Annotated in this window: 9 protein-coding genes; 6 read left to right on the forward strand and 3 right to left on the reverse strand. The window is 58.7% G+C overall.

The genetic code is table 11. From position 1 onward, the window contains the following. Positions 1 to 319 precede the first annotated feature (319 nt). The 4 genes from metA to aceK all read left to right on the forward strand — a co-directional run bounded on the left by metA (position 320) and on the right by aceK (position 6246). Positions 320 to 1249 carry a homoserine O-succinyltransferase gene (gene metA, locus AB8804_RS17270; RefSeq protein WP_371188327.1) on the forward strand — a complete coding sequence of 310 codons (930 nt, stop codon included), beginning with the start codon at positions 320 to 322 and terminating at the stop codon, positions 1247 to 1249. 268 nt (positions 1250 to 1517) lie between these two features. Further along, on the forward strand, positions 1518 to 3119 hold the full coding sequence (gene aceB / locus AB8804_RS17275) for a malate synthase A (protein ID WP_371188475.1): 1602 nt from the start codon (positions 1518 to 1520) through the stop codon (positions 3117 to 3119). A 31-nt stretch (positions 3120 to 3150) separates the two neighbouring features. Next, the gene (gene aceA / locus AB8804_RS17280) at positions 3151 to 4455 is read left to right on the forward strand and encodes an isocitrate lyase (RefSeq protein ID WP_371188329.1); all 1305 of its coding nucleotides are present in this window, start codon (positions 3151 to 3153) and stop codon (positions 4453 to 4455) included. Positions 4456 to 4518: 63 nt separating this feature from the next. Next, entirely contained in the window at positions 4519 to 6246 is a 1728-nt protein-coding gene (gene aceK, locus AB8804_RS17285; protein WP_371188331.1) for a bifunctional isocitrate dehydrogenase kinase/phosphatase, read from the forward strand. On the opposite strand, the gene AB8804_RS17290 is transcribed toward aceK, so the two are convergent. The 3 genes from AB8804_RS17290 to AB8804_RS17300 form a co-directional block, all read right to left on the reverse strand. Then, positions 6243 to 7892 carry an alpha,alpha-trehalase gene (locus AB8804_RS17290; protein WP_371188333.1) on the reverse strand — a complete coding sequence of 550 codons (1650 nt, stop codon included), beginning with the start codon at positions 7890 to 7892 and terminating at the stop codon, positions 6243 to 6245. The two genes, aceK and AB8804_RS17290, sit on opposite strands and share 4 nt — an antisense overlap. Positions 7893 to 8074: 182 nt before the next feature. Then, a complete protein-coding gene (gorA, locus tag AB8804_RS17295; RefSeq protein ID WP_371188335.1) occupies positions 8075 to 9427 on the reverse strand; it encodes a glutathione-disulfide reductase in 1353 nt (450 codons plus the stop codon). A gap of 71 nt (positions 9428 to 9498) precedes the next feature. Next, entirely contained in the window at positions 9499 to 10341 is an 843-nt protein-coding gene (locus AB8804_RS17300) for a 23S rRNA (adenine(2030)-N(6))-methyltransferase RlmJ (protein ID WP_371188338.1), read from the reverse strand. 212 nt (positions 10342 to 10553) lie between these two features. On the opposite strand from AB8804_RS17300, the gene prlC reads away from it, so the two are divergent. Further along, positions 10554 to 12596 carry an oligopeptidase A gene (gene prlC / locus AB8804_RS17305; RefSeq protein WP_371188341.1) on the forward strand — a complete coding sequence of 681 codons (2043 nt, stop codon included), beginning with the start codon at positions 10554 to 10556 and terminating at the stop codon, positions 12594 to 12596. 7 nt (positions 12597 to 12603) lie between these two features. Next, the gene (rsmJ, locus tag AB8804_RS17310; RefSeq protein ID WP_371188343.1) at positions 12604 to 13368 is read left to right on the forward strand and encodes a 16S rRNA (guanine(1516)-N(2))-methyltransferase RsmJ; all 765 of its coding nucleotides are present in this window, start codon (positions 12604 to 12606) and stop codon (positions 13366 to 13368) included. Positions 13369 to 13382 lie beyond the last annotated feature (14 nt).

Below are 13382 nucleotides of genomic sequence, written 5' to 3' on the forward strand. Positions count from 1 at the left end.
GCCGTAGCGCCGATGGTAGTGTGGGGTCTCCCCATGTGAGAGTAGGGAACTGCCAGGCATCAATTGAGAAGAACCCCGTACCGTAAGGTGCGGGGTTTTTTGCTTTGTGCGCGATAAAAATGCCGGGTGGTGGTTTCGCCTTACCCACCGACAAAACCCGTAGGCCCGGTAAGCACAGCGCCACCGGGCACGCCAAACCGCCCCCTTCCTGAAACTTTCTCACCTTCGACTTGCAGGCTCGACATTACGACCGTTTATAAGTATTGTTAGCTGTCTGGATGTCTAAACGTTTATACGTATGCTGTGAGGAAACAGAGTTATGCCGATTCGGGTTCAGGACGAGCTGCCAGCCGTCAATTTCTTACGTGAGGAAAACGTCTTTGTGATGACGGCTTCACGTGCGACAGGTCAGGAAATTCGCCCGCTAAAGGTGCTCATTCTCAACCTGATGCCTAAGAAGATCGAAACCGAGAATCAGTTCCTGCGCCTGCTCTCCAACTCCCCGCTTCAGGTTGATATCCAGCTGCTGCGCATTGATGCCCGCGAATCGCGTAACACGCCGTCAGAGCATCTCAACAATTTCTACTGCAACTTCGATGACATTCGCAATGATAACTTCGATGGCCTGATCGTCACCGGCGCGCCGCTGGGCCTGGTGGAGTTCAACGACGTTGCCTACTGGCCGCAGATCAAACAGGTGCTGGAGTGGGCCAAAGATCACGTGACGTCCACGCTGTTTGTCTGTTGGGCGGTACAGGCCGCGCTGAACATTCTCTACGGCATTCCCAAGCAAACGCGCACGGAAAAGCTCTCCGGCGTTTATGAACACCACATTCTTCATCCGCACGCATTACTGACCCGCGGTTTTGATGATTCTTTCCTTGCGCCGCATTCTCGCTATGCGGACTTCCCGGCCCAGCTGATTCGTGATTACACCGACCTGGAGATCCTGGCCGAAACGGAAGACGGTGATGCATACCTGTTCGCCAGTAAAGATAAACGTATCGCCTTCGTTACCGGCCACCCTGAATACGATCCTGACACCCTTGCGACAGAATTTTTCCGTGACGTTGAAGCCGGTCTCAATCCAGACGTGCCGTACAACTATTTCCCGAAAAACGATCCGCAAAACACGCCGCGCGCATCCTGGCGCAGCCATGGAAATTTGCTGTTTACCAACTGGCTTAACTATTACGTCTATCAAATCACACCATACGATCTGCGACACATGAATCCAACGCTGGAATAATGTTCTACGAAGATCGATCCTAAAGCGTTTCAGCTAATCACATCAGGCACCTTCGGGTGCCTTTTTTATTTCTGAAATCCTGCTCAACACTGGGTGAAACTTTAATCCATTAGTAATCAAAATGTTACATACAATTAACGATTAAAATGGAAATTGTTTTTGATTTTAGAAAAAATAAAGATAGGCTTAATTCTGCTGAGCGAAAACTACACAACGATCTTCGCTCGCGCTCGGGAGTGGATTGAGATCTTTGAAGAGGAGCAGAATGATGACTCAACAGGCAACGACGGCGGACGAACTCACGTTTAACCAGCCGCATGGCGAGCAGGAACAGCAGATTTTAACGGCGGACGCCGTCGAATTTCTGACAGAGCTGGTCACCCGCTTTACGCCGCAGCGTAACAAGCTGCTGGCTGCGCGCATTCAGCAGCAGGAAGCCATCGACAACGGTAAGCTTCCAGACTTTATTTCGGAAACCGCTTCCATTCGTAGCAGCGAGTGGAAAATCCGCGGCATTCCGGAGGATTTGCAGGATCGTCGCGTAGAGATCACCGGCCCGGTAGAGCGCAAGATGGTGATCAACGCCATGAATGCCAACGTTAAAGTTTTTATGGCCGATTTTGAAGACTCGCTGGCTCCGGACTGGCGCAAAGTGATCGACGGGCAGATTAACCTGCGCGACGCCGTAAACGGCACGATCAGCCATACCAACGAAGCTGGGAAAATTTATCAGCTCAAGCCCAACCCGGCGGTTCTGGTCTGTCGCGTGCGCGGTCTGCACCTGCCTGAAAAGCACGTCACCTGGCGCGGCGAGGCGATCCCGGGCAGCCTGTTTGACTTCGCACTGTACTTCTTCCATAACCATCAAAACCTGCTGGCCAAAGGCAGCGGCCCCTATTTTTATCTGCCGAAGACCCAGTCCTGGCAGGAAGCGGCGTGGTGGAGCGAAGTCTTAAGCTATGCGGAAGATCGGTTCAGCCTGCCGCGCGGCACCATCAAAGCCACGCTGCTGATTGAAACGCTGCCCGCGGTCTTCCAGATGGATGAAATCCTTCACGCGCTGCGCGACCACATCGTTGGCCTGAACTGCGGGCGCTGGGACTACATCTTCAGCTACATCAAAACGCTAAAAAATCACGCCGATCGTGTACTTCCGGATCGCCAGGTCGTCACCATGGATAAGCCTTTCCTGAGCGCCTACTCGCGGCTGCTGATTAAGACCTGCCACAGGCGCGGTGCCTTTGCGATGGGCGGCATGGCGGCCTTCATCCCAAGCAAAGATGCCGAGCGCAATAATCAGGTTCTGAGCAAGGTGAAGGCCGATAAAGAGCTGGAAGCCCGCAACGGTCATGACGGCACGTGGATTGCGCATCCGGGCCTGGCAGACACGGCGATGGGCGTGTTTAACCGCGCGCTGGGCGACCAGAAAAATCAGCTTTCTGTATTACGCGAGGAAGATGCGCCAATAACCGCCGAGCAGCTGCTTGCGCCATGCGAGGGCGAACGCACCGAAGAGGGCATGCGCGCCAATATTCGCGTCGCCGTGCAGTACATCGAGGCGTGGATTTCCGGCAACGGCTGCGTGCCGATCTACGGCCTGATGGAGGATGCCGCCACGGCAGAAATCTCCCGTACCTCTATCTGGCAGTGGATACACCACCAGAAAACGCTCAGCAACGGCAAGCCGGTCACCAAACCCCTGTTCCGCCAGATGCTGGCCGAAGAGATGCGGGTGATTCAGGACGAGCTGGGCGAGCACCGCTACAGCAGCGGCCGCTTTGACGATGCCGCACGCCTGATGGAGCAAATCACCACATCAGATGACTTAATCGACTTCCTGACCCTGCCGGGCTATCGCTTCCTGGCGTAATTCACCACATAACAATATGGAGCATCTGCACATGAAAACCCGTACCCAACAAATCGAAGAATTACAGAAAGAGTGGACTCAGCCGCGCTGGGAGGGCATTCGCCGCCCGTACAGCGCACAGGAAGTGGTGAAATTACGCGGTTCGGTCAACCCGGAATGCACGCTGGCGCAGAACGGCGCGGCAAAAATGTGGCATCTTCTGCACGGCGGCTCTAAAAAAGGCTACATCAACAGCCTCGGCGCGCTGACCGGCGGCCAGGCGCTGCAGCAGGCGAAAGCGGGTATCGAAGCCGTCTATCTCTCCGGCTGGCAGGTAGCGGCAGATGCCAACCTGGCCTCCAGCATGTATCCGGATCAATCGCTCTATCCGGCGAACTCCGTGCCGTCGGTAGTGGATCGGATCAACAATACCTTCCGCCGCGCTGATCAGATCCAGTGGGCCGCAGGCATTGAGCCAAACGATCCGCGCTTTATTGATTATTTCCTGCCGATCGTCGCGGATGCGGAAGCGGGGTTCGGCGGCGTGCTCAACGCCTTTGAGCTGATGAAATCGATGATTGAGGCCGGTGCAGCGGCCGTACACTTCGAAGACCAGCTGGCGTCAGTGAAGAAATGCGGACACATGGGCGGCAAGGTGCTGGTCCCGACTCAGGAAGCGATTCAGAAGCTGGTTGCCGCGCGCCTGGCTGCGGACGTGCTGGGCGTGCCGACCCTGGTGATTGCCCGTACCGATGCCGATGCTGCCGATCTGATCACCTCTGACTGCGACCCGTACGACAGCGAGTTCATTACCGGCGAGCGCACCAGCGAAGGCTTCTACCGCACGCATGCCGGTATTGAGCAGGCGATTAGCCGCGGTCTGGCCTACGCGCCGTATGCTGACCTGGTGTGGTGCGAAACCTCTACGCCGGACCTGGCGCTGGCAAAACGCTTTGCCGACGCCATCCACGCGAAATACCCGGGCAAGCTGCTGGCCTACAACTGCTCGCCGTCCTTCAACTGGCAGAAGAATCTGGACGACAGCACCATCGCCAGCTTCCAGCAGCAGCTCTCCGACATGGGCTACAAATACCAGTTCATTACCCTGGCGGGCATTCACAGCATGTGGTTCAACATGTTCGACCTGGCGCACGCTTACGCGCAGGGAGAGGGCATGAGGCACTACGTTGAGAAGGTGCAGCAGCCAGAGTTCGCGGCCAGTAAAGAGGGCTATACCTTTGTGTCTCACCAGCAGGAGGTGGGCACCGGCTACTTCGATAACGTGACCACGATTATTCAGGGCGGGACCTCCTCCGTCACCGCCTTAACGGGTTCAACGGAAGAAGCACAGTTCTGATGTTTTCCCCCTCTCCCCTTTGGGGAGAGGGTTAGGGTGAGGGGTGAAGGGCGAGGAGAATATATGCCGCGTGGTCTGGAATTACTGATTGCCCAAACGATTTTGCAGGGCTTTGACGCCCAGTACGGGCGGTTTCTGGAAGTCACCTCGGGGGCGCAGCAGCGCTTTGAACACGCCGACTGGCACGCCGTGCAGCAGGCGATGAAGCAGCGCATCCACCTCTACGATCACCACGTTGGCCTGGTGGTCGAACAGCTGCGCTGTATTACTGAAGGCAAGAGTCCTGATGCGGCATTTTTACTGCGCGTGAAGGAGCATTACACCCGTTTGTTACCCGACTACCCTCGCTTCGAGATTGCGGAGAGCTTTTTCAACTCCGTCTATTGCCGGTTATTTGACCACCGCTCGCTATCTCCCGAGCGGTTATTTATTTTCAGCTCTCAGCCGGCGCGCCGCTTTCGCACCATTCCGCGTCCGCTGGCGAAGGATTTCTTTCCTGACGGCGGCTGGGATACGCTGCTAAACCGCGTTCTGAGCGACCTGCCGTTACGGTTGCCCTGGCAAAATCGCGCGCGTGACGTGGGCTACATCATTGCGCATTTGGAGGAGAATTTCGGCGAAGAGACGCTAAAACACAGCCATCTTCAGGTTGCCAACGAGCTTTTTTACCGCAATAAAGCGGCCTGGCTGGTCGGCAAGCTCGCCACGCCAGCGGGCGTTTTTCCGTTTCTGCTGCCCATCCACCGCACCGATGACGGCGAGCTTTTCATCGACACCTGTCTGACGACCAGCGCCGAGGCCAGCATCGTCTTTGGGTTCGCCCGATCCTATTTCATGGTGTATGCCCCCTTGCCCGCGGCGCTCGTAGAGTGGCTGCGGGAGATCCTGCCGGGCAAAACCACCGCCGAGCTGTACATGGCCATTGGCTGCCAGAAGCATGCCAAAACCGAAAGCTACCGCGAATACCTGCACTATATTGCCCGCGCGGACGAGCAGTTTATCGAGGCGCCCGGCATCCGCGGCATGGTGATGCTGGTGTTTACGCTGCCGGGATTTGACCGCGTGTTTAAGGTGATCAAAGACCGGTTTGCTCCGCAGAAGGAGATGACCGCCGCGCACGTTCGCGCCTGCTATCAGCTGGTCAAGGAACATGACCGCGTCGGGCGAATGGCGGATACCCAGGAGTTTGAAAACTTCGTGCTGGATAAACGGCAAATCGATCCGGCGCTGTTGGCGCTTTTGCAGCAGGAAGCGCCGGGGAAACTGACCGATCTCGGCGATAAAATTTCCATCAGCCACCTTTACATCGAGCGGCGGATGGTGCCGCTGAATATCTGGCTTGAGCAGGCAGAAGGGCAGGCGCTGCGCGATGCAATAGAAGAGTACGGCAATGCCATCAGGCAGCTTGCCGCCGCCAATATTTTCCCGGGCGATATGCTGTATAAAAATTTTGGCGTGACCCGGCACGGGCGCGTCGTGTTCTACGATTACGATGAAATTTGCTACATGACGGAAGTGAATTTCCGCGATATTCCCGCGCCGCGTCATCCGGAGGATGAGCTATCGGGCGAGCCGTGGTACAGCGTCTCGCCCGGCGACGTCTTTCCTGAGGAGTTTCGCCACTGGCTGTGCGCCGATCGGCGCATCAGGCCATTGTTTGAAGAGATGCACGCGGATCTGTTCCGCGCCGACTACTGGCGCGGCCTGCAAACGCGGATTAAGAACGGGCACGTCGAAGACGTCTATGCCTACCGCAGGCGACAGCGTTTCTGCGTGCGCTACGCGGCCTAGGGCTCGCCGTACAGCCCGATTAACCGCCGCACCACGCCGTTGGTCCAGCCGAAGCCGTCCTGCAGCGGATATTCGCCCCCGCCCCCTTCGCGCGGCGTGCTGCTGGCGATGTGGTACTTCTCAATCAGCTTGTGGTGCGTTTTGTAATAGTGGTTGACGGTCTGCAGCCAGCTCCACGCAATCTCATCGCCCAGCGAATCGTTGCCGTACTGCTTAAAGCCCTGAATCGCCATCCACTGCAGCGGTGCCCAGCCGTTGGGGCGGTCCCACTGCTCGCCGGTTTCATATTCCGTTGCCAGAATGCCGCCCGGCGTCAGCAGGCGCGCTTTTACGGCGTCGGACAGGCGCTCCGCCTGCTCGTGCGTGGACATGCCGACGTACAGCGGCACGATGCTTGCCGCAGAGAACAGCGCCATCTCCTCGCGTCGCCAGTCGTAATCGCGGTAGCAGCCGCTCTCCTCGTCCCACAGGTAGCGGTTCACCGCCTCGCGGCGGTTTGCGGCCTTCCGGTGGAACTGCTCGGCGACCTCTTTATCCCCTTTCGAGGCAGAGATGTTGGCGATAGCGCTTTCCAGCTTGAACAGAAACGCGTTCAAATCAATCGGGATAAACTGCGTGGTGCGAATGCTGGCAAGGCGAGCCGGATCGCGCAGCCAGCGGGAAGAGTAATCCCATCCCGACGCCGCGCCCGCCCGCAAGTCGCGGTAAACCTCGTTAGGCGGACGACCGGAGTGTCGCGCGGTTTCCACGTCTTCAACCCAGGACTCGTCTCGCGGCGTGTCGCGGTCGTCCCAGTAGCGGTTGAGTAAGGAGCCATCCGGCATGCGTACCGCGCTGCGGTAGGCCTGGTTGAGCAGCAGCGATTCCGCGCCGTCCATCCAGAAGGCGTACTCCATCTTCAGGTGGTCCAGATAGCGCTTCGCGCCCCGCACGCCGTCCTCCTCGAACAGCTCAACCATCAGGGCAAACACCGGCGGCTGGGAGCGGCTCAGGTAGTAGGTGCGGTTGCCGTTCGGGATATGGCCGTAGCGCTCGATCAGCCACGCGAAGTTATCCGCCATGCATTTCAGCAGGTCGTTACGGCCGCTCTCCGCCAGCCCCAGCATGGAAAAGTAGGAGTCCCAGTAGTACGTTTCGCTAAAGCGCCCGCCCGGCACGATATAGGCCTGAGGCAGCGCCAGCAGCGACGACCACGGAATATGATCCTGCGGTTCCCGCGTCAGCACCGGCCACAGGCTATCGATGTGTTCTTTCAGCGAATTTCCTGGGTCGGAAACATATTCACTGGTTAGCACTTCCGGCAGCCAGAAGTGGTTTTCCACGAACTGGCGCAGGTCGAAATCGCGGTGGCGACGCACCTTGCGGTAGCGGATCAGAATATCCAGCGGGTCCATTTTGGGCGCGCAGTCGGGGAACGTTTTGCTATCCACAAACAGCCGCGATGACTGAACGTGTTCGAACAGTTCAAGATAGCGGTCTGCGGGCGTCAGGGCATCGGAGGCGGGAAGCCCCTCGATCATCTCCGGCTCCGGTTCCGCCTCGATCATCTCATCCAGTTTCAACTCGCAGGGATCGGTTTCGTAGCGCAGCTCTTCTGCAATCTCGAACTCGACATTCTCGGCAGCCTGTAGTTTCTGGTTGAACATGGTGATAAGCGCCTCCGGTTATAGGTTCACGTTGACGGGTTTTTCCGGCTTTCTATAAAGCGTAGACATTCGCTTCGGTGTCTGGGGAGGGAAATGTGCGGTAGATCACTATTTTCGGAGCATTCGTTTTGCAACGATTTATGAATGTTAAAAAAATGCCCCTCCGGGGAGGGGCATCAGGATTAACGCATGGTAACGAACTCTTCCGCCGCGGTAGGGTGGATCGCCACGGTGTTGTCGAAGTCTTTCTTCGTTGCGCCCATCTTCAGCGCCACCGCAAAGCCCTGCAGGATCTCGTCCATGCCGAAGCCGATGCCGTGGATACCGACAATCTTCTCGTCCGGCCCGACGCAGACCAGCTTCATGCGGCACGGCTGGCGGTGCGAGGTGACGGCGGTGTACATCGCGGTAAAGGACGATTTATAGACCTTCACCTGGTCCTCGCCGTACTGCTCGCGCGCCTGCGGCTCGGTTAAGCCGACGGTGCCGATAGGCGGATGGCTGAAGACCACGGTTGGAATGTTGCTGTAGTCCAGATGCTCGTCCGGCTTGTTGTTAAACAGGCGCTCGGAGAGGCGACGGCCCGCCGCGACGGCGACCGGAGTCAGCTCAACCGCGCCAGTGTTATCGCCCACGGCGTAAATGCCGGGAACGCTGGTGTTCTGGAACTTATCAACGACGATATAGCCTTTTTCGTTGGTTTTCACGCCAGTGGCGGCCAGGTTGAAGTTGTCGGTAGCCGGTTCGCGACCAATCGCCCAGATCAGGCAGTCCACGGTCTGGCTGCGGCCATCTTCCAGCTCCAGCGTCAGGCTGCCGTCAGCGTTTTTCACCACCGCTTTCGGCACCGCGTTGGTGTGCAGCGTTGGGCCTTCGGCGTTCATGACCTCAACCAGCGTCTCGACGATCAGCGGGTCGAAGCTGCGCAGCGGCGCGTGTTTACGCACGAACAGGTGCGCTTCTGCGCCCAGGCCGTTAATCACGCCGGCCAGCTCGACCGCGATGTAGCCCGCGCCAACGACCGCAACGCGCTTAGGCAGGGCAGGCAGCTCGAAGAAACCGTCGGAGTCGATGCCGTATTCCACGCCGGGGATGTCCGGGTGGCTCGGACGGCCGCCGGTGGCGATCAGGATATGATCGGCGGTGATCGTCTCACCGTTCACTTCGATCGTCTTCGCATCCACAAAGCGGGCAAACCCACGGATCACGTCGACGTTATTCTTGCCCAGCACGTTGTCGTACGAGGTATGGATGCGGTCGATATAGGCGGTGCGGCTGGCAATCAGCTTGTCCCAGTCGAAATTATTGATGGTGGTGTCAAAGCCGTAGTCCGGGCCATACATATGGATGGCTTCGCGGATTTGCGCCGCGTGCCACATCACCTTTTTCGGTACACAACCTACGTTCACGCAGGTGCCGCCCAGCGCTTTGGCTTCAATCAGCGCACACTTCTGGCCGTACATGGCTGCACGGTTGATGGAGGCGATGCCGCCGCTGCCGCCGCCGATGGCGATGTAGTCATAATGCTTGCTCATGGGTCTTGTCCTTAATCGTTAATTGCCGCGATTGTATACCTGAAATCAATAGTTTCCACCGATGGCTGCGATTACTCCGGTACGATCCAGCTCACGGTGGCGTGGCCTGTTCCGGCCGGCACCAGCGTTTTGTGCAGCCACGGCAGCACGTTGTTCATCTGCGCTTCCAGCTTCCACGGCGGGTTAATCACAATCATGCCGGACGCGGTCATGCCGCGCTGGTCGCTGTCCGGACGCACCGCCAGCTCAATTTGCAGAATTTTGCGAATGCCGGTGGCCTCTAAATCCTTGATCATGCGTTTGATTTGCGCGCGCAGCACCACCGGATACCACAGGGCATAGGTGCCGGTGGCGAAACGCTTATAGCCCTCGTTGATGCCCGTCACCACCGCCTGATAGTCGGTTTTGATTTCGTACGGCGGGTCGATCAGCACCAGGCCGCGGCGCGAAACCGGCGGCAGCTTGGCCTTCAGCTGCTGGTAGCCGTCGGCTTTATCCACGCGGGCGCGGTTATCTTTCTGAAATTCTGAGCGCAGCAGCGGGAAGTCGCTCGGGTGCAGCTCGGTGAGCTGAAGGCTGTCCTGCTCGCGCAGCAGCTGGCGCGCAATCAGCGGCGAGCCGGGGTAGTAGCGCAGCTGGCCGTTGCGGTTGAAGTGATTGACCACGCTAATGTACGGCTCCAGCTCGGCGGGCAGGTCGTCCTGCTGCCAGATACGCGCGATACCTTCCAGATACTCGCCGGTACGCTCGGCGTGCTCGCCGCTCAGCTGGTAGCGGCCCGCGCCCGCGTGGGTGTCCAGGTAGAGAAACGGCTTATCTTTCTCTTTGAGCGCTTCGATGATCAGGCTCTGAACGGTATGTTTAAGGACGTCGGCGTGGTTGCCTGCGTGGAAGCTGTGGCGATAACTGAGCATGGATGAATGTATTCCAGGTAGCAAACGTAGGCCCGAAAGCTGCGCGCCTTCGGGCAAAAATAGAGCGTATCGCCACAGTATACAGAAAAGTTTCCACGGCCGCGAAAGCACAACGCCCGGCATTGAAATCCTCTACAATTAACCCCATTACACTTTCAATATGCACAGCGCCGGATGCGCGCTTCATTCACCTATTTGACAGGACAGCGCTTATGACCAATCCATTACTGACGCCTTTCTCGCTCCCGCCGTTTTCTAAAATCCTCCCCGAGCACGTTGTTCCAGCCGTAACGCAATCGCTGGAAGACTGCCGCAAGGCCGTTGAGAGCGTCGTCGAGCAGGGCGCGCCCTATACCTGGGAAAACCTGTGTCAGCCGCTGGCCGAAGTGGACGACGTGCTGGGGCGCATTTTCTCTCCGGTAAGCCACCTCAACTCGGTGAAAAACAGCCCGGAGCTGCGCGAAGCCTACGAACAAACCCTGCCGCTGCTCTCCGAGTACAGCACCTGGGTCGGCCAGCACGAAGGGCTGTACAAAGCCTATCGCGACCTGCGGGACGGCGATCATTACGCGTCCCTCAACACCGCGCAGAAAAAAGCGGTCGATAACGCGCTGCGCGATTTTGAACTGTCCGGGATTGGCCTGCCGAAAGAGAAGCAAAAACGCTACGGCGAAATCGCCGCTCGCCTGTCCGAGCTGGGCAACCAGTACAGCAACAACGTGCTGGATGCGACCATGGGCTGGACGAAGCTGATTACCGATGAAGCCGAGCTGGCCGGAATGCCGGAAAGCGCGCTGGCGGCGGCGAAGGCGCAGGCCGAGGCGAAAGAGCAGGAAGGCTACCTGTTAACGCTGGATATCCCAAGCTACCTGCCGGTGATGACCTACTGCGATAATCAGGCGCTGCGTGAAGAGATGTACCGCGCCTACAGCACCCGCGCCTCCGATCAGGGGCCGAACGCCGGTAAATGGGACAACAGCCCGGTAATGGCGGAAATCCTCGCCCTGCGCCACGAGCTGGCGCAGCTGCTGGGCTTCGAAAGCTACGCCTATAAGTCCCTCGCCACCAAAATGGCGGAAAACCCGCAGCAGGTGCTCGACTTCCTGACCGATCTGGCGAAACGCGCCCGTCCGCAGGGTGAGAAAGAGCTGGCCCAGCTGCGCGCCTTCGCCAAAGCGGAGTTCGGCGTCGACGAGCTGCAGCCGTGGGACATCGCCTACTACAGCGAAAAACAGAAGCAGCATCTCTACAGCATCAGCGACGAGCAGCTGCGCCCGTATTTCCCGGAGAACAAAGCCGTTAACGGCCTGTTCGAAGTGGTTAAGCGCATTTATGGCATCACCGCCAAAGAGCGTAAAGACATCGACGTCTGGCATCCGGACGTGCGCTTCTTCGAGCTGTACGACGAGAAGAACGAGCTGCGCGGCAGCTTCTACCTTGACCTTTACGCGCGTGAGAACAAGCGCGGCGGGGCGTGGATGGATGATTGCGTCGGGCAGATGCGCAAAGCCGACGGTTCACTGCAGAAGCCGGTCGCCTACCTGACCTGTAACTTCAACCGTCCGGTGAACGGCAAGCCCGCGCTGTTTACCCATGATGAAGTGACTACCCTGTTCCACGAGTTCGGCCACGGGCTGCACCACATGCTGACGCGTATCGAAACCGCGGGCGTGTCCGGCATCAACGGCGTGCCGTGGGATGCGGTCGAGCTGCCGAGCCAGTTTATGGAAAACTGGTGCTGGGAGCCGGACGCGCTGGCGTTTATCTCCGGCCACTACGAGACGGGCGAACCGCTGCCGAAAGAACTGCTGGATAAAATGCTGGCGGCGAAAAACTACCAGGCGGCGATGTTTATCCTGCGCCAGCTGGAGTTCGGCCTGTTCGACTTCCGCCTGCACGCCGAATTCAGCCCGGAGCAGGGGGCGAAAATCCTCGAAACGCTGGCCGAAATTAAAAAGCAGGTCGCCGTTATTCCTGGGCCAACCTGGGGCCGCTTCCCGCACGCGTTCAGCCATATCTTCGCGGGCGGTTACGCTGCGGGCTACTACAGCTACCTGTGGGCCGACGTGCTGGCGGCAGACGCGTACTCGCGCTTCGAGGAGGAGGGGATCTTCAACCGCGAAACCGGCCAGTCGTTCCTCGATAACATCCTGACGCGCGGCGGCTCTGAAGAGCCAATGACGCTGTTCAAACGCTTCCGCGGGCGCGAGCCGCAGCTGGATGCGATGCTTGAGCATTACGGCATCAAGGGCTAGTTGATTCGTGAAGATCTGCTTAGTAGATGAAACAGGCGCCGGAGACGGCGCCTTATCCGTTTTAGCGTCCCGCTGGGGGCTGGAGCACGACGACGAAAACCCGATGGCGCTGGTGATGACGCCCGGGCATCTGGAATTACGCAAGCGCGACGAGCCGAAGCTCGGCGGGATTTTTGTCGACTTTGTCGGCGGAGCCATGGCGCACCGGCGCAAGTTTGGCGGCGGTCGCGGCGAGGCGGTGGCGAAAGCCGTGGGCATCAAGGGAAGCTATCTCCCGGACGTGGTTGACGCCACGGCGGGGCTGGGGCGCGATGCCTTCGTGCTGGCCTCCGTGGGCTGCCGCGTGCGGATGCTGGAGCGTAACCCCGTGGTTGCGGCGCTGCTCGACGACGGGCTGGCGCGTGGCTATGCGGATCCGGAAATCGGCCCGTGGCTGCGGGAGCGGCTGCAGCTCATACACGCCTCAAGCCTGACGGCCCTGACGGATATCACCCCGCGTCCGCAGGTGGTTTATCTCGACCCGATGTTCCCGCACAAGCAGAAAAGCGCGCTGGTGAAAAAAGAGATGAGGGTGTTTCAGTCGCTGGTGGGGCCGGATTTAGATGCGGACGGCCTGCTGGAGCCCGCTCGTCAGCTCGCGACGAAGCGCGTGGTGGTGAAGCGTCCGGACTATGCGCCGCCGCTGGCGGACGTGGCGACGACCAACGCGGTGACCACCAAAGGGCACCGGTTTGATATTTATATTCCCTCACCCCAACCCCTCTCCCCATAGGGGCGAGGGGCTCG

This window comes from Enterobacter sp. KBR-315C3_2022 (genome assembly GCF_041399425.1).
In the GTDB taxonomy this organism is placed as follows: Bacteria; Pseudomonadota; Gammaproteobacteria; order Enterobacterales; family Enterobacteriaceae; genus Enterobacter.

Coding starts and splice junctions, on each gene's coding strand:
- prlC (WP_371188341.1), top strand. CDS start 10,554: ATGACCAATCCATTACTGACGCCTTTCTCGCTCCCGCCGTTTTCTAAA.
- AB8804_RS17300 (WP_371188338.1), bottom strand. CDS start 10,341: ATGCTCAGTTATCGCCACAGCTTCCACGCAGGCAACCACGCCGACGTC.
- aceK (WP_371188331.1), top strand. CDS start 4,519: ATGCCGCGTGGTCTGGAATTACTGATTGCCCAAACGATTTTGCAGGGC.
- aceB (WP_371188475.1), top strand. CDS start 1,518: ATGACTCAACAGGCAACGACGGCGGACGAACTCACGTTTAACCAGCCG.
- aceA (WP_371188329.1), top strand. CDS start 3,151: ATGAAAACCCGTACCCAACAAATCGAAGAATTACAGAAAGAGTGGACT.
- AB8804_RS17290 (WP_371188333.1), bottom strand. CDS start 7,892: ATGTTCAACCAGAAACTACAGGCTGCCGAGAATGTCGAGTTCGAGATT.
- metA (WP_371188327.1), top strand. CDS start 320: ATGCCGATTCGGGTTCAGGACGAGCTGCCAGCCGTCAATTTCTTACGT.
- gorA (WP_371188335.1), bottom strand. CDS start 9,427: ATGAGCAAGCATTATGACTACATCGCCATCGGCGGCGGCAGCGGCGGC.